Below are 22888 nucleotides of genomic sequence, written 5' to 3'. Positions count from 1 at the left end.
AGTCGCATTAGTCGATGTCATGAAACGCCGAGCGGACGCGGGCGGCCTTCTGACGATCCCGTTCTTCCAGGATGCGCCCGATGTATCTGGCCAGGTCGCGCTCATCCATGCCGGCGCTGGGATAGACGTTGAGCGTGATGCTGTCCCCCTCCACCGTGACACTGGCCGGTGCCGAGGCCAGGGGCGGTCGGGTATCGATAGGCACGTCGGCGGTGGCCACGGCGGGCAGGGTGGCGGCGCCCAGGGCCAGGCCGGCGCCGGCCCCGCGGAGCCGCTGGCTGAAGGCGGCGATCTGGCCGAGGGGCTCACGCTCGGCACCGTGGATGCCCTGGGCCAGGCCGCTCATCAGGTGGCCCCCCATATCTCGGAACACACGCGAGGGTGAATTGATCTGCCATTCATACTGTGGGATTCGCGTCGTTTCCGTGGCAAAGCCCCTGACAGCGTCCCAGGCGGCGGAGGCTCCGTTCTTGATGCCTTCGCCGACACCGCGAGCGAGATCCGCGCCGGCGTCGCGCATCCGCCCAGGGAGGTTGCGCAGGTAGTCGATGGCCTCGTCCCACTTCTCCTTGAGGGTGCCCTTGAGGTCCCAATCGTCGAGCATGATGGCCACGGCCTCGATGGCGTTGCCGGGGGCGTCCTGGAACCATTGCCACATCTCGGCGCCGCTGGCCTTGATGGCGTCCCAGTGCTGGATCAGCAGGCCCGGCAGGGTCCAGTTCATGAACGCATCGGCGATGGCGTCCGCCGCCTCGGTGCCGATGCCTTCGAGCCACTCCCAGAAGGCGGCTCCCTGGATCTTGATGGTGTCCCACAGGGCCGCGAACTTCGGCCCGAGGGTGTCCCAGTTCGACCAGATATAGAGCGCGCCGGTGGCGATCAGGCCGATGATGGCGAGGATGGGGTTGGCCATGGCCGCCGCGCCGAGCATGCGCAGGGCGCCGATCACGGTGGGAATGGCCCGGGTGGCGATGCCGCGCAGCACGCGGGTGAAGGCGCCGCCCTTGAGGCCGAGCATCTGCAGGCCGTAGCGGGTGAGCACCATGGGGCCGAGCAGGGAGCCCAGCGCCAGGGTCAGGGCGCCGCCCACGGCCACCAGACCGGCGATGCCGGCGGCGGCGGTGGCAATCTGGGCGGTGAGCTCCGGGTTGGCCTTCATCCACTCGCCGACGGCGCGAGTGATCTCGGTGACGTTCTGGATCAGCCCGCGCAGGGGGCCTTCGTTGGTGTCGGTGAGGGTGATGCCGATCTCTTCCCAGGCGCTGTTCAAGCCCTGGAGGTCGCCCTTGAGGTTGTCGGCCATGACCTTGGCGACCCGGGCATTCTCGCCGGCGGCCTGCTCGAGGATGGCAACGAAGGCCTCGACACCGGCGGCGCCCTGCTGGTTGATCAGCTCGGCCATGCCGGCGGCCGGCTCCTCGCCGAAGATCGCCTTGAGGTATTCCAGGCGCTCGGCGTTACCCAGGGCCTCGGTGGCCTTGGCCACGTCGGCGAGGATCGTCGGGACGTTGCGCATGTTGCCCTCGGCATCCTTGACGTTGATGCCGAGTTCCTGGATCGCTCCGGCGGCGGCGCCGGTGGGGGCGGAAAGCCGCAGCATCATGGCACGCAGGGTGGTCCCGGCCTGGCTGCCCTGGATACCCACGTTGCCGAGCAATCCCGCCATGGCGGCCGATTCCTCCAGCGAGAGCCCCATCTCGCGGGCCACGGGGGCCACGTACTTCATCGACTCGCCGAGCATCTCCAGGTCGACGTTGGCACGGGTGGTGGTGGCGGTGATGACGTCGGCTAGGCGGTTCATTTCCGCTGGATCGAGACCGAAGCCCGACAGCAGGTTGGAGCTGATGTCCGCGGTGCGGCCGAGGTCGGCGCCTTGCGCCTTGGCCAGGTCGAGCATCGAGGGCATGGCGGCGATGATGGCCTCGGGGTCGAAGCCGGCCATGCCGAGATAGCCCTGAGCCTCGGCGGCCTGGGTGGCGCTGAATGAGGTGGACGAGCCCAGTCGCCGCGCCTGATCCTGGAGCGCCTTGAAGCGTGGGTCGTCACGCTCGAGTCGGGTCAGGGCCTGGACTCGGGACATGGCGGCGCCGTAGTCGACGCCGGGGGCGAGCATGCGGGCGCCGCCGTAGAGGCTCGCGCCGCCGGTGGCCAGGCCGCCGGCCCCGGCGCCCATGAGGCGACTGGCGCGGCCCATGCCTCGATGGAATTGGCGCGAGGCGTCGGCGGCTTGCCGCTGCTTTCTGGCGACCTCGCCGAGCTCGCGCTGCTGCCGCTGGAGCTCGTCGTTGGCTTGCTTGACCCGGCGCTGCAACTCGCTCTGCTGGTCGCTGAGGCTGCCGGTCACTCCATCGACGCGGGTCATGCTGCTGCGCAGCTGCTGCAACTGGCGCTGCTCGTTGTCGTACTGGCGGCTGAGGCGCTGGGCTTGGCGGATGGCTGCGTCGCGGCGTCGGGTGAGATCCGCGGTATCGCCCTCGGCGCTGCGCAGCTGACGTGAGAGTTCGCGGATCTCGCGCTGCTGCTCGTCGAGGGCGCGGGCGCTGCCTTCGCTCTGGCGCTTGAGCTCGCGAAAGCCACGGAGGTCGCGCTGGGCACGTTCCAGCGTCTTGAGCTGTTCGCGGCTGTTTCTGAGGGCCTCGGCGGTCTTGCCGCTGCCGCGGGTGATGTTCTTGAGCGGGCCGGTGGCCCGGTCCACTGCGTCGAGGATGACTTGCAGCTTGAGGTCTCGGGCCATCGGGCTTCCCTGATGTCGCGGTGGGGTGGGTCAGGCCGGGGTCATTTCCGCGACTTGCGCGGTGCGCGGGGTTCGAAGCGGAGCCGGGCGCGTTCGCGCCATTCCATGAGTTCGGCCAGGCTCATGGCGTCCATCTCCGGCGGGCCCCAGTGAAACACCATGGCCAGGTCGGCCATGGCGTCGTCGACGTGCTCGGGCAGGGCTACTCGGTGGCCTCGCGCGTCTTCCTCGGTACCAAAAAACCGGCGACGGTGCCTCCCAGCTGCACCAGGTCGGCGGGGTCCAGCTCGCGGACTTCGGCTTCGGTGAGCGCGGGCTCGGTGATGCGCGGCAGGACCTTGGTCAGGGCGCTGACCTCCATCTGCAGCAGGTCGGTGAGGGCGACGCCGCGCAGGGCCCCCGCCTTGGGCTTGCGTACCTGGATCTCGCCGATGGTGCGCTTGCCACGGGTGAAGGGGGTGTCGAGCTCGACGGTCTCGGTGGGGATCTGGGGCAGCGGTGCGGTGGTGTCCTGGGTCTTGTCTTCCACGGAGGCTCTCCTGAGCGGTCGGTGGTGATGGCTCGTCCCGACGGGGGCGAGCGTGTGCGGATGGCGTTAGAGGCCCAGCGCCTGACGACGCTCGGCGAGGCGGTCCTCGCCGTTGACACGGAACACATAGCCGGGCAGATCGATCTCGACCTTTTCTTCGCCGTCGATGGTCAGCTTGTAGTAGCTGCAGGTGGTGGTGATGGTCTTCTGGTTGTTGTCGCCCTTGCTGGCCTCGCCCATGGCGATGGTCTTGTGGCGGCCGCGCACGACGATCTCGACCGGCACCACCTGGCCGTCCTCGTCGGATTCGTAGGAGCCGACGAATCGGAGCATGGCGGCGTCGTGGGTGGGCGAGCCGTAGCTGTCGAAGATCTCGCCGATCAGGCCGCCGGCGTTCCATTCGAACTCGATGATCTCCTGGCCAAGGTCGATCTCAACGGCGCCCTCCATGCCGCCGCCCTCGTATTCGGAGACCCGGCGCGAGAGCTCGGGGAGGGTGAGCGACGGGATCTTGCCTTGCCAGTTGACGCCGTCGCCGAACAGGTTGAAGTCTTTCAGGATGTGTGGAAGTGCCATCTTCGGTCTCCTTGGGCTCAGGCGGCGGCGACGCGGTCGGCGAAGTCGAGCAGATAACGATCGGTGATGCGCTGCTGGAACAGCAGGTTCTCGAGCGGCGGCACGGGGGTGTAGTCGTAGTCGATGTACAACTTGCCGGCCTTCAACACCTCGGGGGTGTTGAGCTCGGCATCGAACCAGGCCTCGCCGCCGAGGATGTAGCCGCGGCGGGTGAGCTCGCGGAACTTGGCGTTGATGCCTTCGACGATGTCCTTGACCAAGGAGGGATGCATCGGCAGGTCGACGGCCCAGAGGTGGGCCTCGGCGATGGTGTCGGCCAGCACCTGGGCGGTGCGGGTGTAGTTCTCGAAGGCGAACAGCGGGTCGATGGTGCAGGTGCGCGAGCCCCAGAAGCGGAAGCCGCCGCGGTTGATCAGGGTGGTGACCTCGTGGCTGTTCAGGTAGCCGGCGTCGGTGGCGGGGTCCTGGAGATCCCAGAAGACGTCGGCGGAGATGCCGGTCACGCCATTGACGGGCTGGTTGGAGAGGGTCTTGTGCCAGCCGATGTCGTTGTCGAGTTTGGCGCGCATGCCCAGCGCCCGGGCCACGGCGGAGAGGTTGCGGGTGCTCGAGGTGGCGGTATCCCAGCCGGTGAAGTCCGGCCAGATGACCATCACCTCGCGGGCGCCGAAGTTCTGGCGGTACATGGCGGCCTCTTCCATGGTCGCGCTGTCGCCGGCGCTGGCGTAGACGAAGGCGCGCAGCTTCTGGGCGATGTCGATCAGCTCGCTGACAACGTCGGCGTCGTCGAGCTCTGGCACGCCGAGGATGCGCGGCTTGACGCCGAAACGCTGGTCGGCGGCGAGCAGGGCTTGCATGCCGGTCTTCTTGCCGGTGGCGCCGGTACCGCCGATGACGTTGGTCTTGGTCTCGGCTTCGTCGGCGCCCTCGGCGACACGCACGACGATGACCATGGCCTTGGTCTGGTCAGCGATGGCGTCCAGCGCCCGGGCCAGGGTGCCCTCGCTGCCGGCCCGGCCGGCGGCGCCGCGGGGGTCGGTGATCAGCACCGGGGTGTCGAGCGGGAAGGGCTCGTCTTCGCCACCGGTGAGGTTCTGGTAGCCCAGGGCGGCGACCACCCCGGCGCCGCTGCCATCCTCGGCGGCGGTGACTAGAGCGCTAGCGTCGGGCTCGCCGTTGACGGCGGTGGCCACCTCGGCGGCGGTGCTGGTGATTACGCCGGTGGCGTCGGTGGCGAGGCTGACGGTGATGTCATTACTGGCGACGGTGACCGCCAGGGTGGCGGAGTTGGCGGTCGGGTCGAGGTAGCGCACGCGGATGCCGTTGCCGTTGGTGCCGGCGGCGGCTGCGGTGTAGGTGACGCCGCTGCCGGTGGCGGCGAAGTCGACGAAGAGGCTGGCGGCCAAGCCGGCGGCGGCATCGGGGGCGGTGGCCACCATGCCGATCACCGCGGTCGACACGGTGCGGATCGGTCGGGTGCCTTCATTGACTTCGACGACGCGGACGCCGTGATGGTAGTCCTGGGCCATGGGGAGCTCCTGCGCAGGTGATCGGATTCTGTCGATGCATGACGTGTGGCCATGCTTGCGCGTGTGCGAGCGAGGGGCGAGGGGCTGGCCCTGTAAGTGGCGGTCCTACAGAGGGGGCGGCTGGGCGTGGGGGGCGTTCGTGGGAGCGAGAACTAAGCCCGCCGGGCGGCGGGCTTAGTGGGTGGCGGGGCGCCTTACCAGGTTACGGCTTCGATGGCCGCCCGCTTTTCGTCGTCGGTCAAGGTTTCGTCGGCGAGCGCGGCGGCGATGGTGTCCTTGCGGTCCCAGCTGTGCTCGAGGAGCTGTTTGTAGTGGGCCATGGCCTGATCGGTCATGGCGATGACCTCGTCCGGGGTCATGGGGTAGCGGGTGTTGGATTGGGCACGGAACTCCTGGACTGCGCCGGTTTCGCCGGCGGCGACCAGGTCGCGTGCCTCGATGGCCAGGCCCATCAGGTTCTGGCGATCCTCGGCCTGCATCTGCACCACGTCGGCGGTGCCGTCGGGCAGGGTATAAGGCATACCGGCGGCGAGCTCGGCGGCAAGGGCGGCGGCGATCGCGGCGCGCTTGCGGGCCGCGAGGTGCTCGGCGGGCTCAGGCGGAGCCTCGCTCAAGGCGTCGTCTGGTGGTTCGATACCAAGTTCGGTGATCTCATGATCGGTACCGTCGGCGAGCCAGTATTGATACCCGCGCCAATCAGGAACCAGCGACCAGGCTTCATCATCATGAACAGCAGTCTGGTTTTTCCCAATCGTCGGCGGTTCAATATCGGTCGAATAGGCCGGGAAAAGCCAGTTGCCTGGTTGCATAGGGTCAGGGTCAGCCATCTGATGCCCTACGTATTCGCCCGTCGTTGGATGGTAGCTGTATGCCATCATGATGCTGTTACCTCAGTATTTGATGCAAAACAGGAGCGCAACGTTAGTAGGTCGGGTCTCGCCGCTGTCGCTGGATCCTTTCGTTCCGTAGTCGAATGTTTGAACTGTAAAGCCTGTATAGGGTGCATTGTTGATACCAGCGAATTTCTTCCACCCACCATCATGGCTGGCGGTGTAATCCTCAATGGCCCAGGATCCGGGGCCGTTAGGATCGACTCGCCCGCCTGTACTGGTCGGCAGGTAGTGATCGTGACGCATGAAAGCGTCTTCCTGATCTGCACCCAGTGCGCGGCCAGAGTCTTTTCCACGCCCGTCATCCCAACCGCGTAAGAATTGCCCGCGCAGATCAGGCAGGTTAAACGTTGTTGATCCATCGCCCGCACCGAACACTGTGCCAATCCTGCTGAATAGTTTGGCGTAAGCTGCTCGACTGACAGCGGCGCCATTGGCTTTTAGAAACCCAGGTGGCGGGGTGGTCATAGGGAATGCATGGACTGCGCCGGTCAGCGTCTCGCTGACCACGCCGTGTACCATTTTCGGCGTCATCGCCCTTTCGTTATCTGCGCCCGCTAATGCTTCTGCTTCGTCGGCGATTTCTAGCATCCCCAGCGCGTCCTCTGTGCCCGCGGGATGGTTACGACTTTGCTCATGTGCCAGGCGTTGCTGCTCCACATACTGCCTAGTGGCTAGCACCACTGAGGGATCCACCTTGAGCGTCACCGTACTGGTGTCGGAGACCTCCATCACGAAGCGCACGGTCTGGGTGCGCGAGCTGCCCTCACTGAGGATCGGCTTGTAGGTCTCGGGGTAGTTGCCGATGCCGATCAGGTCGCCGTCGACGTCGTAGATGCCGATCTCACGGATGGTCCAGCCGCCGACGTCGGGCGGCAGCACCTGCTCGACGACGATCCAGGTGGGGTTCGCGCTGTCGACGTGGCTGGTGTTGATCGGCGCGCGGCGCACCTCGTTGACCAGGGCGGTGGCGCTGCTGTCCGGGGTGGGCAGGCTGCCGCCGCCGTCGCCGACGGCCAACTCAGTGATATCGATGGTCTGGCCCAGGGCGAGGGCGTTGGCGATCTTGGCCTGACCGACGTCCGTGAGAATCGTATAGAACTGGGGCATGCGGGGCTCCTCTTGCTATCAGAGCGGGTAGACGGTGGCGGTATCGGTGCTGTCGGTGCCGGCGCCCAGGTACATCAGGCCGGCGACCTCGGTCTCTTCGGCGACGAAGGGCATGACCGAGGTGATGTCGCCGTCGTAGACGGTGGCGGCCAGCCAGGTGGTGCCGCGGCTCTCGCCGGCGAGGTCGAGGGCGCTGACGTGGCGGGTGAGCGGTTTGGCGCCGTCGATGAGGCGCTCGAGCTCGGTATACATCTCGTCGGTGATGCCGGTATCGAGCACGCCGATCTGCAGGGCGAAGGTGCCGGGCGTGCCGGTGGGCACGGTCTCCCACCACTCGATGACGTCGAGCAGGTAGCCCAGAGGCTCGACGACCCGGCGCAGGGCGCTGATGGTGCCCTTGCGCTGGTGGACGTAGAACGCCGAGGCGATGACCTCGCGTTTGGCGGCTTCGGACCAGGTGGGGTCCCAGCGGTCGACGGAAAACGCCCAGGCGAGGTAGGGCAGCAGGTGGGCCGGGCAGGTGGCTGGTCGCCAGAGATCGCGCAACGGCACCGGCACGCGCTGGATCTCGGCCAAGGCCTCGGCGGCGGCGCGCTCGAGGGGCGTGCCGTTGGGCGGCTGCAGCGGGCGGCGGTCGTCACTCATCGCTGCCCCCGATCACCACGGTGGTGCCGGTGCAGTGGGCGGCCTGGGTATCGTCGAGGACGACATCAGCGAGCGGGGCGGCGAGCTCGACGCGCTGCACACCCTCGACGTGCAGGGCGGCATGCAGGGCGGAGATGCGGATATCGCGGCCGATGCGCCGCTGGGCGCTGACGTAGGCATCCAGCGCGGCCTGGGCGGCGGCGAGGATCGGCTCCTGCTCAGGCCCGGGGTAGACGTAGAGGGTAGCGTCGACGCTGTAGGGGGTGATGCTGGCGGACTGCACGGTGAGACGGTCGCCCACGGGGCGCACGTCCTCGGCGGAGAGGGCGGCGTCGACGATGTCAATCAGCGCCTGGTCGGCGGTGCCGTCGCCCTCGGTGCTGAGCAGCGTGACTAGGGCCTCGGCGGGATTGGGGCTGATGGCGGTGGCGTCGGCGACCCGTCCGTCGGCGCTGAGCGCATGGTAGACGTAGGCGCCGCGGGGGCCGGCGACGCTCAGCCCCTCGAAGGCGCGCTGGGCGCGCAGGCGCAGGTCGGCGTCGCTCTCCAGGGTGGGTGGCACCGGCGGGGTGGCGTCGGGGTCGCCGGGGGCGATCACCAGGCGCTGGACCTCGAAGTTGGCGACCAGCTGGTCGAGGTCGGCGCCCTGGCTGTAGGCGAGCATGACCGCGCGGGCGGCCTCGTTGACGCGCTGCCGCCAGAGCAGTTCGCGGTAGGCGTTTTCCTGGAGCAGCTTGGTCAGCGGCTCGCTCTCCAGCGCCAGGGTGGCCTCGATCTCGTCATGCTGGCTGGCCGGCACCAGGGCGAGCAACGCGGCCCTGCGCTCGGCGAGCACGGCCTCGTAGTCGAGGGACTCGACGACCGCCGGTGAGGGGAGCTGGGAGAGGTCGATGGTGCCGCTCATGGGAGGGATACCTCGAGCTGAATGGGATCGCCCTGGCGGGTTTGGCCCTCGATCTCGATGGTGGCGGCGCCGTGCTGGCCGGTGCTGACCGAGCGACGCACGGCGGTGATCTGAATGCGCGGCTCCCAGCGGATGATCGCCATGACGGTGGCGGCATAGGCCTGGAGCAGGGTGGCGTCGTTCAGCGGGGCATCGATCAGCTCGGGCAGCAGGCTGCCGTACTCGCGACGCATCACCCGGCTGCCGATGGGGGTGGTGAGGATGTCGCGCACGCTCTGGCGGATATGCTCGAGGCCGTCGAGGGTGCGGCCGCTGGTAGCGTTCATGCCGGTCATCAGTTGGGCGCCCCTGTGTTGCTGGGCCCGGATTCGACGCCACCGTGGGTGTGGCTGTCGCCGACGTTGGTGCCGTTGTGGGTGAGGCTCGCGCCGTTGACGGCCAGGGTGCCGTTAATGACGGTGTCGGCGTGGATCGTCAGGCCGCCGGGGGCGGTGATAGTGGCCGAGCCGGGCAAGGTGGCCGCCAGGTGGCTGGCGGCGTGGTCGTACTCGATCACCGCGCCGTCGGGCAGCACGACACGCCAGAGGTCGGCGCTGGCGGCCGGGGCGGGGTGGGCGTCGCGATACAGGCCGGTCAGCACCACGGCGGCCGCCGGGTCGCCCCCGGGGGAGAACAGCACCGCCTGCTCGCCCACCGTTGGCGGGTTCCAGCTGCGGGTGGTGCCGGCGCGGCACTCGATCCAGGGGCGCCAGGCGGTGAGCAGCTCGCCCGAGCGGACGCGGACGCGCGCGGCGGCGTGGTCCACCTCGGCGATGGTGCCGAGGCGGATCAGGTTGTGGAGCAGGCGGAGGAGTTCGGCGACGTTGTTCATGCCGCTCATGCTGTCGCGGTCGCTCGCGGGCGTGGTAGTGGCGGGGGCTGTCGGTCGGGGACTTACAGGCTGCCGGGTTCACCCTTCCGGGATGTCGAGGTGGCGAATGATCATGTCGTAGAGCAGCTCGATGTCGTCCGGCGTGGCGCCGAGCAGTTCGCGTTCGGGGTAGTCGTGGCGGACGTAGGCGTTGACCTGGCCGGTCTGGCCCTCCTGGTGGATGCGGGCGATGTGGGCGATGCGCCCCTCGTAGCCGACCGCCACGCCCGATGCCGTGGCGTCGATCTTCATGTAGCGGGCGGTCATCAGCTTCTGAAACATCTGGCTGTTGGGACTGCGTTTGCCCCTGGCGCCCGGGCGGGCGACGGGGGTCAGGTCGCGTTCGAGAAAGCGGACGATGCGGACTTTCTTGAAGGTGCGCAGGTCGCCGGCCCGCCGCTCGTCGAAGCCGAAATAGGTTTCCGGCGTGGCGATCCAGTGGACGATCTCACGCTCTTCCGGCTCGTGGCCGGGTTTCTGGTAGATGAAGCGCAGGCGCCGGCGGGCCCGACGTACCTTCTTGGCTCCCTGTCGCGGGGCATAGGGTGAGCCATCGACATTTTTCTGTGCCTTGATGCGGTCGCGCTGGCTCTTGCGCAGGGCGAGGCCCATCTCACGGGCGAGTCCCTTGCGCTCCTTGGCACTGAGGCGTGCCAAGAGGGGGGCGACCCAGCCCTCGAGCAGTTCGAGATCGTCTTGCGTCACGGCGAATCCCACTCGCTTTCCAGTTCATGCCCGCCGTCGCCCGGGCCTTTGGCGAAGAGCTGCCAATGCCGGGCCGGACAGGCATCGATGGGAAATTCCGGCATGCGGTGCTCGCTCTCGATGCGGCCTGCATCGCAGTTGACCAGGGCGACGACGCGCTCGGTGAGCTCCACCGAGAAGATCAGGTCGACCTCGGTGTCATTCATGACCTCGGCCGAGAAGCGCAGGGCGGTTTCGGGGTCGAGGTCGGGCTGGTAATGCGACAGCCATTGGAGCAGGGGGATCACGACGGCATCGGTGCTGCCGGTGTGGCCGATGATGATGACCTCGGCGGTGACCCGGTACTCATGGCTGAGGTGCTGGCCGCGATGAAAGCGGATGCGGCCTTCCGGGATGTAGGTGCGCAGGCGATCGGGGTTCTCGGCCAGGGCGGGAACGCTGTCGAGCAGGTGCCGGCGTAGCGATTGCAGCTTGATCACTGGGGCGTCTCCAGGGCCTTGACGAGACCGTTGTGCCGGGCGGCGCAGCGGTGATACTGACTCGCCCAGGCGGACATGGTGAGAGCGACGTCACCGCCGGTGCCGTCAGTCAGCGGGGGCAGCTTCTCGGGGCAGGGCTGCATCAAGCTGCGCTGCATCGGGCGCTCGCCCTGCGGCGGCGTCGTTGAGCAGGCGGACAAGGCGAGGCTCAAGGCAGACGCGGCGATAAACGGGACGCTGGATTTCACGGATGACTCCCCTGTCGATGACGCGCTCGCTGGCCTCGAGCTCGGCCAGTCGAGCCTCGACGGCGGTGGCGATGGTGGATTCGCGGGCCATGGCGGCGTCGATGGCCTGTCGTGCCACGCGCTCGGCGGTCAGGCGGTTGGCCTGCTCGTACCAGCCGCGGGCCTGCCAGCCGGCGAATAGGCTGGCGGCCAGCAGCAGGACGAGGACGGCCAGGCGGGCGCGGGTCATGCCGCCTCCTCGAGGGCGGCGCTGTGGCGGCGATAGGCGGCGGCGAGCCTGGTGTCGTAGTCGTTGATGGCGTAGTTGGGACCGTTGTAGCGGCGGGCGAAGTCGGTCCAGTCGTGGCGGCGCAGGGCGGCGTGCAGGGCGCGGTCGGCTTCGATGAAGCGCACGAAGGCGTCGAGCTGGGCGGCCTCGCCTTCCCGCATGGCGGCGACGAAGGCCTCGGCGCCGGCGTAGCCGAGCCGCTGCCAGTGAAACCCCATGATCTGGTAGGCGCCCCAGGAAGCGGACTCGAGGGCGCTGGCCTCATGCAGGGTGGCGGCGCGCTCGAGGCGATCGTGCTCCCTGTAGCCACCGAGGTAGCCGCCGGGCTTGTCATTGACCAGGTCGGGGTGTCGCTGCTGCAAGGGGACCGGGTTGTGGCCGTGGTGGATGAGCCGGCGGCGCATGATGTGACGCTCGAAGAGGATCACCGGTTCGCCATCGCGGGGGCCGCCGACGTGGAATCCCTGGCCACGGGACTCGACTTCATTGACGGCCATGATGGCGGCGAGTTCGACGGCCAGGCGCTCGGCGGCGGCGACGAGATCGGCCTGGCCGAGCTGGTCACCGCCGAGCTCGATGCGCTGCAGGGCGCGACGAGTCTTGGGTCCGGCGATGCCATCGACGACGAGACCGGCGAGGCGCTGGAAGGTGCGCACGGCACCTGCGGTTGCCGGGCCGTAGATGCCGTCGACGATGAGCCCGGCGCGGTGCCGGTTCAAGGCGTGTTGCAGGCTGGTGACCCGGTACCCGCGATCTCCCTGACGTAGCAGCATTACAGCCTCCGGTGTGGGTGGAACAGGTGGGCGAGGTTGCCGTCGGCGCGCAGTACCAGGGTGGCGATGGCGACCATGAGGAGGGCGAACCACCAGGCGTCGGGGTGTCCCTCGGTGACGGTTCTGGCGATGATCCAGGCACTGGCCGAGATCAGCAGCCAGGCGAGTACGGAGACGCCGCGGCGGATGCGCTTACCGCGGCGACGGAAGGTGAGCAGACGCACGATGATCACCAGGGCTGCGCCCACGATGACGAGTTCGGCGATGGTCACTTGCGGCCTCCTAGCCAGGCCTTGATGTCGAGGGTCTTGACCCCCTCGATGGCCCGTAGCCCGGCGGTTACGGTGACGGCGGACATGATGAAGGCGGCCACGGCGGAATGCTCGAGCATGTTGCCGAGCATGGCCGGCCCTCCCAGGTAGCCGATGCAGAAGCTGATCATCAGGTAGGCGATGCGAACCAGGATGCCGAGGTCCTTGGCGCTGATGACGAAGAGGGTGGCGCCGCAGAAGGCGCCGACGACGGCATTGGCGTCGATGCCTGGCAGCACCCCGATGAGGGCGGCGGTCAGCGAGGCGGTGGCGGCGGCGGTGGCGGTATTGGGCTCGGCCATGGGGTTCCTCTGCGTTATGTCCACAGCTGCACGGTGTCGAGCCGATGGGTGGTCGGCTCTGCGTCGGGCAGCAGGATGGGCGTGCCCTCCGGTAGCTTCGGCCCGAGTTCGGCGAGGCCCGGGTTGAGGCGCAAGGCCCGCTCGGTGATATCGGCGGTGCTGCCGAAGACTCGGTAGCAGAGCTGATCGAGGGTCTCGCCCTGATGGGCCCGGACGGTGTGCACTAGATCAACTCCACGACGGTGTGGTTGCGGTTCTGGATCTCGGCGACGGCCCAGCGGGCGTCGCGGCGGGCGTCATCGGCGGCGAAGTCCTTGGCTTCGCCCCGTTCGTCGCCCTCGGAGGTGGCGGACGCATCGCGGTAGCGCTCGAGCAGGCTGGCGAGGGCGGTGGCATAGACCGCGCGGCGATACAGCAAGCCGTAGACGCCGGGGGCCTGCCAGCCGGGCGGGGCGACGTCGGCGATGGTGACGGCGCCGGCCGCTTGCTGCTCGGCCTGCCAGGCGCGCAGCTGCCGGTTGATATCGGCCATGGCGGTGCTCAGGGCGACCTCGACGCGGGCGGGGGTGATGGCCTCGGCGATGCGCTCGGCCTGGCGGAAGTCCGCCGGGTCGACCGGTGGCCAGAAGCCGTTGTTCTCGAGCGGCGCGGGCGGCTCGGGCTCGGTGTTGTAGCCGGCGGCGATGAGTGACATGGCGGCCTCGATAGGAAGGGGGTGGGCCGGAGTTCGAGCGTGACCCAGGAGAGAGCATCCGCTCTATTCCGGCGCCCCCTTGGCGTCGGCGTGCGACTTGGTTGGACGGTCAGGCCTGTTGTGAAGAGGCCCGGCCGCCGTCGTTCTGCTGCTGCTTGGCCTGGCGCTCGAGCAGTTCGATGTCTCGCTTGACCCCAGCCTTGTCGTTGAGCTCGAGGGCGCGACGGAGGTGCTCGAGGGCCTTGTGGATGCTGTTGCCCTTGTCGCGGTAGGCGTAGCCGAGGGCCTTGTGCAGCTTGGCGCGCACCTGGTCGTGCATGTCGGCGTCGCGCGTCATGGCCTCGGTGCGTGCCAGGTGCATGACCAGGTGCGCGGCGATTTCGCCGGCGTCGTGCTGCTCGTCCTCACCCTTGGCGGCCTGCAGTCGCTTGAGGGCTTCCTCGGCGACCTGCTCGGCGATGAGCGATGGCGTGTCACGCTCGAAGCGATCGGGGGTGTCGAGCCCGTGGGTGATCGCGTACTCGGCGATGGCCAGCGCTCCGGTCAGGTCGCCGACGTCGAGACGCCACAGCATGATGGTGACCAGCACGTCGTCCTGGGCGCCGTTGCCGGAGGCGAGTACCCCATCGACATAGGCCTCGAATTCGGGCAGGAGCTCCCGCTTGCGCGCGACCTTGGCCTCGACGGACTTGATGCCCTTGAGGGTCTGCCGGGCTTCCCACAGGGCGGCGGCGTGGATCTCGTATTGCGGGCCAGTCTGCGGACGACCCGGGAGGGCGTCACCCGCCGCCCTGGCGGCGGTGACGCGCTGGTAGTGGCGGCGGGCAGGGCTGGTGCGGCCTTTCTGTTCAGCCATCGGTCTCTCCTCAGACGAAGGTGATGTTCTCGACCAGGCAGCCGAACCCGTAGTCCTCGACCACGTAGGCGTCGTTGGAGGACTCGTAGTTCTCCACGCGCTTGCGCTCGGGCTTGTCCTTCAGATAGCGGCGACGGCTGCCGCGCTGCCAGTAGAGGGACAGGTTCTCGAGGCTGGTGATGAGGATGGCATCGTCCGGAACGAAGGGGGCTCGCACGGCTTGCTGGCCGCCGACGCGCTTCTGGCTCACCAGCATGTCGAGCGCCCGAGCCTCGGTCGGCGTCTCGGCGTGCTGCTGGATCAGCGGGAAGTACTTATCGGCGAGCAACTTGCGACCCATGATGGCGACCAGGCCGGTGTCCTCGCGGTACCAGGGTTCGATCATCTCGTTGACGGCATCGAAGACCAGGGCGTCGAGGTTGGCGTAGTCGCCGCCACTGCCTACCGTGACCTGCCCGGAGGAGGCGACCACTTCGGAGAGCACTCTCGCCGGGGCGTCGGTGCGGTACTTCTGCAGCCAGCCGATGTTGACGTCTTGGAGCAGCGGGTTGGAGGCGCGGTCGGACTCCACCGCGGCGCTGGTGCCGTTGAAGCCGATCATGATCCGGTCGAGGGCCTGGCGGCGGACGATGGCGTTGCGCACGCGGGCCTGGAAGTCGGGAAACTTGGCCCAGGCGTCGAGCTTGCTCCACGGCAGGAAGGTGTCGAACTCGGTGCTGACACACTCGTAGCCGTTGGCGTCGAGGGTCGAGAGGTCGCGTGGGGTGCGGTCGTTGACCGAGACGTCGGTGCGGCCGGCGATCGGTCCGGAGACCCCGAGCCCGAGCTTTTCGCCCTTGAGTTCGTCGACGCCGATGATGTTGATACGGCTGAGGAACTCGCTGGATTCCTGCATCTTGGTTTCCAGCGTCTGCTGTACGCTGGGCTCCACGGCGAAGCTCTCGGTGGCATTGGGCACGCCGGAGAGCTGGGCGAGTCGCTCCAGGTACTTGTTGAAGGCGATGCGTGTGTCGTTGCGCATTGGCGGCGGTCCTTATCAGCAGTCAGTGAGTACGGCGTCACCGCCGCCGGTGGCGGTTCCGCGGGGCGGGGTGTCGGGGGTGTTGTCGAGCTGGGTATAGAGCTCGTCGAGGCGTCGCTTGGTCTCGTCGTGGGCCTCTTTCAACTCGGAGAAGGCCTCGGCGCTCGGGCGCTGTTCGAGATCCTCGGACATGGCCTGATGACGCTGCACGAACAGCTCGAGGGTCTCTTCCAGCTCCGCGCGGAAGGCCTCGAACCCCTTGGCGGTCTTGGCGTCGTGACGGCTGAACATGGCCTTGACCCGTTCGGTGAGCTTGGGGCCTTTCTGCTCGGGCGGGTCTTCGGTGAAATCGAGCTCGATCTCGACGGCCTCGCTGAACACGTTGTCGGGATGCTGTTTCTTCGCCGCCAGCGGCGAATCCTTGCCGGCCTGGCGCGAGAACTTGAGCATCTCGGTGCCGAGGCTGGCCGGCGAGTCGGTCACGGCCAGGCCTTCGAGATACGCCTCGCCGGTATCGGCGAAGGAGGGATTGACCTCGATGCTGGTGTAGACCTTCTGGCGTTGCTGGTTGATTTCCTTGAGCCGTTCGGTCGGGTCGATCTCCGCGAAGAGGGCCAGCTTGCCGTCCTCGACTTCCTCGGCCTTGACGCGGGTGACGTCGCCCAGGGCGGCGAAGGGGCCGTCGTGGAACAGGCCGCGCATGTGCTCCATCCAGACACGGGCGCCGTATGTCTTGGGGTCGTAGTTGCCGGCCATCTGCTCGATCCACTCGCGTGAGATCTCGCGACCGTCGGTGGTTGCGCCTTGGGTGGCGACTCGGAACCAGGGCATGTGGCTTCCTCGGCTGGGTTGCGGTGGCGATCGTTGCCGTCAGGTTCCGCGTCGGCCGCCGGTGCCTCAATGCCTGGGCCCTGTAAGTGTCTCTCCTACAGAGGCATCCCCCGCGCGTGAGACGCGCGCGCGGATACGCTGGCGGCATGACTACGATGCCCCCCGACCTCACAGAATCGCCTCGCCTGACGGCCCGCCACCTGTACTGGCAGGGCTGGCGAGTCGCGCGCATCGCCGAGTACATCGGTGAGAAGCCGGCCACGGTGCACAGCTGGAAGAGCCGCGACAACTGGGACGCCGCGGCGCCCATCGAGCGTGTGGAACAGACGCTCGAGGCGCGGATGGTGCAACTGATCGCCAAGCCCGATAAGGAAGGCAAGGACTACAAGGAGATCGACCTCCTTGGCCGACAGTTCGAACGCTTGGCCCGGGTTCGCAAGTATGAGCAGACCGGCCGAGAGGCGGATCTCAATCCCAACATCGAGGCCCGGAACGAGGCCCCGCGAAAGCGTAAGCCGCGACGGAATCATCTCGACGAGGAGCAGGTCGAGGCGTTGAAGGCGGCGTTCCTGGATTCGCTCTTCGACTACCAGGTCGAGTGGCACGATGCCGGCCAGAAGCACCGGATCAGGAACATTCTCAAGAGCCGTCAGATCGGCGCCACCTGGTATTTCGCTCGGGAGGCGATCGTCGACGCCTTCGAGAGCGGTCGCAACAAGATCTTTCTCTCCGCTTCGAAGGCACAGGCCCATATCTTCAAGAACTACATCATCCAGTTCGTGAAAGAGATCACCGATGTGGATCTGAAAGGTGATCCGATCGTGCTCGACAATGGCGCGGAGCTGCATTTCCTCGGCACCAACAGCAAGACGGCGCAGGGCTATCACGGTGATACGTACTTGGATGAGTACTTCTGGATTCACCGGTTCGCCGAATTCCGCAAGGTGACCAGCGGGATGGCGATGCACAAGAAGTGGCGCCAGACCTACTTTTCGACCCCGTCGAGCCTGGGCCATGAGGCCTATCCCTTCTGGTCGGGAGAGATGTTCAACAAGCGCCGGAAGAAGTCGGAGCGCCATGAGTTCGATGTCTCACATGCCGCCCTGGCCCGGGGCATGGTGTGCCCGGATGGCCAGTGGCGTCAGATCGTTACCGTCGAGGACGCCATCGCCGGTGGCTGCGATCTGTTCGACCTCGAGCAGCTGCGCCTCGAGTACTCCGACGAGGAATTCGCCAACCTGTTGATGTGTCAGTTCGTCGATGACAGCCAGTCGGCGTTCCCGCTGTCTTTGGTGCATCCGTGCATGGTCGACAGCTGGGAGGTGTGGGGCGACTACAGGCCCCATGCGCCGCGCCCGGTCGGGGATCGGGGCGTATGGCTCGGCTACGACCCCACGGGCACCGGTGAGGATGGCGACGGCGCTGGCCTGGTGGTGGTGTTGCCGGCGCGCCACGCCGACGAGAGACATAGGGTGTTGGAGCGTCACCGCCTCAAGGGCGAGGACTACGAGGCTCAAGCCGACTTCATCAAGGGCTTCCGTGATCGCTATCGCATCGAGCATATCGGCATCGACATCACCGGGCTGGGTGAGGCGGTGGCCGAGCATGTGGCGAAGTGGTTCCCGACCCTGACTCGCTTTCGGTACGACCCTGCGGTCAAGGGGCGCTTGGTCATGCAGGCGCAGCAGATCATGCGCCGTGGGCGCCTCGAGTTCGACGTAGGCTGGATGGACCTCGCTCAGAGCTTCATGGCGATCAAGAAAGAGCTGACCGCGAGCGGACGCCAGTACACCTATACCAGTGGTCGGAGCAAGGCGACGGGTCACGCCGACTTGGCGTGGGCGACGATGCATGCACTGAGCCACGAACCTATCGACGGGCCCGCCGAGGGTACCGGGCAATCACTAGTGGAGATCTACGAATGAGCGAGACAGCCGCCAAGCCTCGTATCCGGCTGCCGGCCGGTTATCGGCACCAGCCGGTGTCGAGTGCGCCCAAAGCCGAAGCGTTCACTTTCGGTGACGCCGAGCCGGTCACGTCGATGCGCGATATCTTCTACGAGGGGCTGTTGCTTTCACCCGATGAATGGTACGAGCCGCCGATCCCACTGGAGATCTTGTCCAAGAGCTACCGGGCAACGGCGCATCATGGCTCGGCGCTCCAGGTGAAGCGGAACATCCTTTTGCGCACCTTCAAGCCGCATCCGCTGCTCGGCCGCCAGGCGTTCAGCGGCCTGGCTCTCGACTACCTGGTGTTCGGCAATGGCTACCTAGAGGAGGTCAGGGGACGGCTCGGCAAGCTGCTACCGTTCCGGCATCTGCGTGCCAAGTACACGCGTCGTGGCGGCGTGAATGCCGATCGCTACTGGTGGGTGCCGAATTACGTAGATCGCACCGAGCTCCCGCGGGGCAGGGTAGTGCACATTCTCGAGCCCGATATCGATCAGGCGCTCTACGGGGTCCCTGACTATATCGGCAGTCTGCAGAGCGCCTGGTTGAACGAGAACGCCACCCTGTTCCGCCGGCGGTACTTCCTGAACGGCTCACATGCCGGGTTCGTGATGTATGTCAGCGATCCGGCTTCCAACCAGGACGACATCGACGCCATGCGCACGGCGCTCAAGGAATCGAAGGGGGTGGGCAACTTCCGCAACCTGTTCTTCTACAGCCCGGGCGGCAAGAAAGATGGGGTGCAGATCATCCCGATCAGCGAGGTGGCCGCCAAGGACGATTTCTGGAACATTAAGAATATCACGAGAGATGACCAATTGGCGGGCCACCGGATTCCGCCGCAGCTGATGGGCATCGTGCCGCAGAACACGGCGGGGTTCGGCGATGTCGAGAAGGCGGCGAGGGTGTTCGTCGCCAATGAGCTGGAGCCACTCCAGGAAGCTTTCAAGGAGGTCAACGAGATCGTCGGCGAAGAGGTGATCCGCTTCCGGCCTTATTCGCTTGGCGAGGCTGAACTCTTGCCGCTCGACCCCACCAAGTAAGCCCCCCTCCATGTGATCGAGGCCGCCCACCCGGGCGGCCTTTCCGTCTACGCGCGATACAAAAATTATTGAATAAGTCGTAATAGCTTTTAGATTCGTGTTGGTGCGCGCTCAGCGTTTCTCGCTTCTCCCTTGCCCCCGTGTCGGCTTTGCCGTTCGAACGCCTCACGCAGCAGCAGGGGGCCACCTGCCCCCACCCCGGGCGCGCCCCGCCGCGCGCAATCGTCACCCCGCCCCGCCCGCGCTCTAAATGGGTCGGTTTTCATGCACTCATGCAGGAGGGGGCGAGGCCGCGCCGTTACTGGGGTTCGGGCCGGTGATAAGGGGGCATTAATTTATGCGTTTTCATACGCATTCATTCACGAATGTGGGGCTCTGGTTCTAGAGAGAAGGACGGTTCATTCTGATTCGTTGGACTGTGGTTAGGGTGGCAGGACCCGAGGTATGCCCGTCCTCTTCACTCGGTATCCTGCTGCTGGCAGTAAAGGCACTGCTACAGTGGATAATTGGCGCATTGACCGTGATCCAAGTACACCCGCTCTGTGTGCTATGGTGACGAAGGTTCGGTATCCATTGACTCTAGGCCTGATTTTGGTTTCTTATCATAAGGACTTATGTAGTTGGATCTGTCTTTATGTGATGCTCGATGGGATAAGTTTTACGGGAAATAAATAATTTTAGGGAATGCAGGGAGAACTTATGAGTGTTACACCTCGCGGGATGAGTGTACAAGAAGCTTATCGTGAGTACAGCGACGGGAATTTTAGAGTAAACCGACAGTATCAAAGGAAGCTTGTTTGGACTTTTGAAGAAAAAAGAAGGCTTATAGATAGCGTTTTATCAGGCTATCCAATCCCCTTGATATTGCTGGCTACGAAAGTTGATGAAGAGGGTGTGAAAAAATACGAAATAATTGATGGCATGCAAAGACTTAATGCTGTTTTTTCGTTCATGGAGAACAAGTTTGATATTGAAGGAAAGTATTTTGATATAGAGCAGTCGGCTCGCGCTAAACAAGTCTCAGAAGAAGGTGGTTTTGAGGTGAAAGGAGAAATGTTTGGACTGCTGGATGCCGAGCAGTGCGCAAATCTTCTCGAGTATACATTTGCAATAACTGAATTTCCGGCTGTGGATCCAGATGCAGTAAATGAAGTTTTTGGGAGGATTAATGCATATGGAAGACAGCTTAGTGCGCAGGAAAAGAGACAGGCTGGGGTTATATCTTTATTCGCAAATACAGTGAGAGAGATCGCTTCTGAGCTTAGAGGGGATGCTTCTTCGAGCTTCCTTGATTTGTCGGAAATGCCACAGATAAGTATTGACGTTGGTGGTGATGATCCTGATTACGGGGTGAGGGCAGATAATACATTCTGGTGTCGACAAGGCATCCTTCGGCGGAATCAATTGCGTGAAGCTGAAGATGAGCAATTTGTGGCAGATTTGGTTATCTCTATTCTCGAGAATGAGCCGTTTGCGTTTAGCGGTTCTCTTCTTGATAGGTATTATGATTCTGAGGCGGAAGAGTATAGGCGGATCAATGCTCAATTGTACTCTTATGGCGATGATGCTATAAAGAATGCTGTTGTGTCGACTTTTTCTATTATAAGAACAGTTTTGGAAAGTGTGGATGATTCGCATAACGCACTTCGCAGGATAATTCATCCATCGTCAGGCGCAAATCCCATAAAAACAGGATTTTATGCTGTATTTATGGCATTTTATGATTTGGTTGTCAGGGAGAATAAGGTCCCATACGATAACCATAGGATTATCGAGTCAATGAGCAATTTGCAAGATCGTCTTCACGTGGCGGCTGGGCAAATACGCTCTGGTCCGAGAGAGCAAAATATATCTGCAACAAAGGGGTTGATACAAAATTTCTTTGAAGAACGTGAGCCAGGATCAGGGTTGCAGGGAGTTGGGCTCGTTCTTAGGTTTGAAAATGCCTTGAGGCGTTCAAAAGTGGAAACTTCGGCGTATGAGTGCAAGCAAGGATTTGTCAGCTTATGCCATGAAAGAAACTATAATTTTGACCTTCTTGAAAGGTTGGTTAAAACTGTTTGCGGAATTGCAAATATAGGGCCGCAATCTAGTGGAGCAATTTTCGTCGGTGTTTCTGACGATGAAAGGCAAAAAAATATAATTGAAGAGCTTGATGGAGTGAACGCACTTTCCGTTGGGGCAAGGTTTGTGGTGGGTGTTGACAGGGAGCTCGGTTTTTCTAGTCTGGATTTAGAGGGCTACAAGAGAAGGGTTGTTGACTATTTTGCTAGTTCAAGTCTCAGTGATTCCTTAAAAGGAGATGTTCTAAGTACTATTGACTGTATAGAATATAGAGGGATGTCTGTTCTTTGTATATGGGTTCCTTCTCAAGACAGTGTGTCAACTGTTGATGATGTTGTATTTATTCGGCAGGGGTCGTCGACAGTTGAAGTCCAAGGGTTTAGTCAGCAGCAAGCAGTGGTAAGAAGGTTTTCTTAAGTAATCTTCTATAGGAATAGCGTGAGAGCGGCGGCCAGACTAAGCACAGGCTGTCGCTCGGAAGCGCTCATGGGTGGCGCTTCGCAGAATAATGCCCGCGGAGGCTATTCGTACGACCTGATTTCGACTGTTTCTCAGGTTTGCTGGTGTCATTCTGGTGCATGAGATGGCCATACATTCATCAGAACACGGTGTACCCATACTGTACCAAAAGGTTTTTATCCCTTGATTCCAGGGGTATATCTGTCCAATCCATCATCGGCGCCACTGAGAAAGTTCTATCCAGCGTGGGGCGCGGGATGTCAGGCTTCATGCGGGTTGTGGGGGTTGCCTTCTCAATCATATCTGTACATATTTACAGTGGTTTTGCCGTATTTTACTCGGTGTCTTGTCACATTCTTGGCACATGGCGCCGAGGGGATTTGTCACATTGGAGTGTGGTGATGGCGACAATAGTGAAGCGCCGAAAAAAGGACGGCAGTTTCTCATATCTGGTCCGGGTCCGCATCGCTCGGCGCGGCCAGCCCGACTACTCGGAGACCAGGACCTTTCCGAAGAAGGCTATGGCCGAAGAGTGGGGCAAGCGGAGAGAGGTGGAACTCGCCAGCCCAGGAGGCTTTACGCTCGCCCGCTGGAAGGGCGTGACCCTGGACGACGCCATCGAGCGCTACCTGCACGAGTTCGCCCAGGGCGCTGGACGCTCCAAGCGCGCCACCATTGAGCAGCTACGCCGCTTTCCTATCTCCAGGGTAGCGATCACCGAACTCACCAGCGAGCAGTTGATCGAGCACGCGGTGATGCGCCGCGGCAGCGGCATCAAGCCCTCGACGATCAACCAGGATGTGGTGTGGCTGGGGATCATCCTCAAGACCGCAGCCGCGGCCTGGAAGATGCCGGTGGAGCTCAACGAGTTCGAGTCAGCCAGGCTGTAATGACCCCCTAGTTTCTGCACACCATACGCCGCTAATAACGGGTGTGATCGGGTGCCACATAGCCTAGAGACTGATGTGGCCGCTCTTCGTTGTAGTACCGGATCCAGCGGCTGATTACCGCTCGGGCCTGGCCCAGCGACTCGAACCGGTGCTGCCAGATGCATTCTT

At 64.4% G+C, this 22888-nt stretch carries 27 protein-coding genes; 4 read left to right on the top strand and 23 right to left on the bottom strand.

Features of this window, described 5'->3' with window-relative positions; genetic code table 11:
* Nucleotides 1-7 precede the first annotated feature (7 nt).
* The 22 genes from KUV45_RS04725 to KUV45_RS04620 form a co-directional block, all read right to left on the bottom strand.
* Nucleotides 8-2734, bottom strand: a complete 2727-nt coding sequence (locus KUV45_RS04725; RefSeq protein ID WP_222164189.1) for a phage tail tape measure protein — start codon at nt 2732-2734, stop codon at nt 8-10.
* A gap of 41 nt (nt 2735-2775) precedes the next feature.
* Nucleotides 2776-2910, bottom strand: coding sequence for a GpE family phage tail protein (locus KUV45_RS04720; protein WP_222164188.1), 135 nt, complete (start codon nt 2908-2910; stop codon nt 2776-2778).
* 26 nt (nt 2911-2936) lie between these two features.
* A complete protein-coding gene (locus tag KUV45_RS04715; RefSeq protein WP_224852166.1) occupies nt 2937-3263 on the bottom strand; it encodes a phage tail assembly protein in 327 nt (108 codons plus the stop codon).
* A 66-nt stretch (nt 3264-3329) separates the two neighbouring features.
* Nucleotides 3330-3839 carry a phage major tail tube protein gene (locus tag KUV45_RS04710; RefSeq protein ID WP_222164187.1) on the bottom strand — a complete coding sequence of 170 codons (510 nt, stop codon included), beginning with the start codon at nt 3837-3839 and terminating at the stop codon, nt 3330-3332.
* Between the two features lie 17 nt (nt 3840-3856).
* Nucleotides 3857-5278 carry a phage tail sheath protein gene (locus tag KUV45_RS04705; RefSeq protein ID WP_222164278.1) on the bottom strand — a complete coding sequence of 474 codons (1422 nt, stop codon included), beginning with the start codon at nt 5276-5278 and terminating at the stop codon, nt 3857-3859.
* Between the two features lie 284 nt (nt 5279-5562).
* Nucleotides 5563-6246, bottom strand: coding sequence for a DUF4376 domain-containing protein (locus tag KUV45_RS04700; protein ID WP_222164186.1), 684 nt, complete (start codon nt 6244-6246; stop codon nt 5563-5565).
* Nucleotides 6247-6258: 12 nt separating this feature from the next.
* Complete coding sequence (locus KUV45_RS04695; RefSeq protein WP_222164185.1) at nt 6259-7368, bottom strand: phage tail protein; 1110 nt, start codon at nt 7366-7368, stop codon at nt 6259-6261.
* An 18-nt stretch (nt 7369-7386) separates the two neighbouring features.
* Nucleotides 7387-8013 (bottom strand): phage tail protein I, encoded by a 627-nt coding sequence (locus KUV45_RS04690; protein ID WP_222164184.1) that lies wholly within the window; start codon nt 8011-8013, stop codon nt 7387-7389.
* Nucleotides 8006-8917 (bottom strand): baseplate assembly protein, encoded by a 912-nt coding sequence (locus KUV45_RS04685; RefSeq protein WP_222164183.1) that lies wholly within the window; start codon nt 8915-8917, stop codon nt 8006-8008. The genes KUV45_RS04690 and KUV45_RS04685 overlap by 8 nt, the downstream gene beginning before the upstream one ends.
* The gene (locus KUV45_RS04680; RefSeq protein WP_224852165.1) at nt 8914-9243 is read right to left on the bottom strand and encodes a GPW/gp25 family protein; all 330 of its coding nucleotides are present in this window, start codon (nt 9241-9243) and stop codon (nt 8914-8916) included. Before KUV45_RS04680 ends, KUV45_RS04685 begins: the two co-directional genes overlap by 4 nt.
* Before the next feature lie 8 nt (nt 9244-9251).
* Nucleotides 9252-9788 (bottom strand): phage baseplate assembly protein V, encoded by a 537-nt coding sequence (locus tag KUV45_RS04675; RefSeq protein WP_222164181.1) that lies wholly within the window; start codon nt 9786-9788, stop codon nt 9252-9254.
* 78 nt (nt 9789-9866) lie between these two features.
* Entirely contained in the window at nt 9867-10532 is a 666-nt protein-coding gene (locus KUV45_RS04670; protein ID WP_222164180.1) for a phage virion morphogenesis protein, read from the bottom strand.
* Complete coding sequence (locus tag KUV45_RS04665; RefSeq protein WP_222164179.1) at nt 10529-11011, bottom strand: phage tail protein; 483 nt, start codon at nt 11009-11011, stop codon at nt 10529-10531. Before KUV45_RS04665 ends, KUV45_RS04670 begins: the two co-directional genes overlap by 4 nt.
* A 105-nt stretch (nt 11012-11116) precedes the next feature.
* Nucleotides 11117-11488 (bottom strand): hypothetical protein, encoded by a 372-nt coding sequence (locus KUV45_RS04660; protein ID WP_222164178.1) that lies wholly within the window; start codon nt 11486-11488, stop codon nt 11117-11119.
* On the bottom strand, nt 11485-12300 hold the full coding sequence (locus KUV45_RS04655; protein ID WP_222164177.1) for an N-acetylmuramidase family protein: 816 nt from the start codon (nt 12298-12300) through the stop codon (nt 11485-11487). Before KUV45_RS04655 ends, KUV45_RS04660 begins: the two co-directional genes overlap by 4 nt.
* The gene (locus tag KUV45_RS04650; protein WP_222164176.1) at nt 12300-12572 is read right to left on the bottom strand and encodes a phage holin family protein; all 273 of its coding nucleotides are present in this window, start codon (nt 12570-12572) and stop codon (nt 12300-12302) included. Before KUV45_RS04650 ends, KUV45_RS04655 begins: the two co-directional genes overlap by 1 nt.
* Complete coding sequence (locus KUV45_RS04645) at nt 12569-12913, bottom strand: putative holin (protein WP_222164175.1); 345 nt, start codon at nt 12911-12913, stop codon at nt 12569-12571. The genes KUV45_RS04650 and KUV45_RS04645 overlap by 4 nt, the downstream gene beginning before the upstream one ends.
* Before the next feature lie 14 nt (nt 12914-12927).
* Nucleotides 12928-13137 carry a tail protein X gene (locus KUV45_RS04640; protein WP_222164174.1) on the bottom strand — a complete coding sequence of 70 codons (210 nt, stop codon included), beginning with the start codon at nt 13135-13137 and terminating at the stop codon, nt 12928-12930.
* A complete protein-coding gene (locus tag KUV45_RS04635) occupies nt 13137-13607 on the bottom strand; it encodes a head completion/stabilization protein (protein ID WP_222164173.1) in 471 nt (156 codons plus the stop codon). The genes KUV45_RS04640 and KUV45_RS04635 overlap by 1 nt, the downstream gene beginning before the upstream one ends.
* A 109-nt stretch (nt 13608-13716) precedes the next feature.
* Nucleotides 13717-14463, bottom strand: coding sequence for a phage terminase small subunit (gene gpM, locus KUV45_RS04630; RefSeq protein WP_222164172.1), 747 nt, complete (start codon nt 14461-14463; stop codon nt 13717-13719).
* A 10-nt stretch (nt 14464-14473) separates the two neighbouring features.
* Nucleotides 14474-15484, bottom strand: a complete 1011-nt coding sequence (locus KUV45_RS04625; protein ID WP_222164171.1) for a phage major capsid protein, P2 family — start codon at nt 15482-15484, stop codon at nt 14474-14476.
* Nucleotides 15485-15499: 15 nt separating this feature from the next.
* Nucleotides 15500-16315 (bottom strand): GPO family capsid scaffolding protein, encoded by an 816-nt coding sequence (locus tag KUV45_RS04620; protein ID WP_222164170.1) that lies wholly within the window; start codon nt 16313-16315, stop codon nt 15500-15502.
* Between the two features lie 146 nt (nt 16316-16461).
* Between KUV45_RS04620 and KUV45_RS04615 the strand changes: the two genes are divergently transcribed.
* From KUV45_RS04615 to KUV45_RS04600, 4 genes are all read left to right on the top strand, one after another.
* Nucleotides 16462-18240 (top strand): terminase large subunit domain-containing protein, encoded by a 1779-nt coding sequence (locus KUV45_RS04615; protein ID WP_222164169.1) that lies wholly within the window; start codon nt 16462-16464, stop codon nt 18238-18240.
* Nucleotides 18237-19307, top strand: coding sequence for a phage portal protein (locus KUV45_RS04610; protein WP_222164168.1), 1071 nt, complete (start codon nt 18237-18239; stop codon nt 19305-19307). Before KUV45_RS04615 ends, KUV45_RS04610 begins: the two co-directional genes overlap by 4 nt.
* A gap of 699 nt (nt 19308-20006) precedes the next feature.
* Complete coding sequence (locus KUV45_RS04605; RefSeq protein ID WP_222164167.1) at nt 20007-21788, top strand: DUF262 domain-containing protein; 1782 nt, start codon at nt 20007-20009, stop codon at nt 21786-21788.
* Between the two features lie 455 nt (nt 21789-22243).
* A complete protein-coding gene (locus KUV45_RS04600; RefSeq protein ID WP_222164286.1) occupies nt 22244-22720 on the top strand; it encodes a hypothetical protein in 477 nt (158 codons plus the stop codon).
* A 31-nt stretch (nt 22721-22751) separates the two neighbouring features.
* Here KUV45_RS04600 and KUV45_RS20420 read toward each other — a convergent pair whose 3' ends face one another.
* Nucleotides 22752-22880: an integrase core domain-containing protein gene (locus KUV45_RS20420; protein ID WP_374107014.1), complete on the bottom strand. Its 129-nt coding sequence runs from the start codon at nt 22878-22880 to the stop codon at nt 22752-22754.
* Nucleotides 22881-22888: the final 8 nt, after the last annotated feature.

This window comes from Halomonas sp. DP3Y7-2 (assembly GCF_019800795.1).
Lineage (GTDB): Bacteria > Pseudomonadota > Gammaproteobacteria > Pseudomonadales > Halomonadaceae > Halomonas > Halomonas litopenaei_A.
The sequence above is the reverse complement of the archived record's forward strand: the minus strand, read 5'-3'. Positions and strand labels throughout refer to the sequence as shown.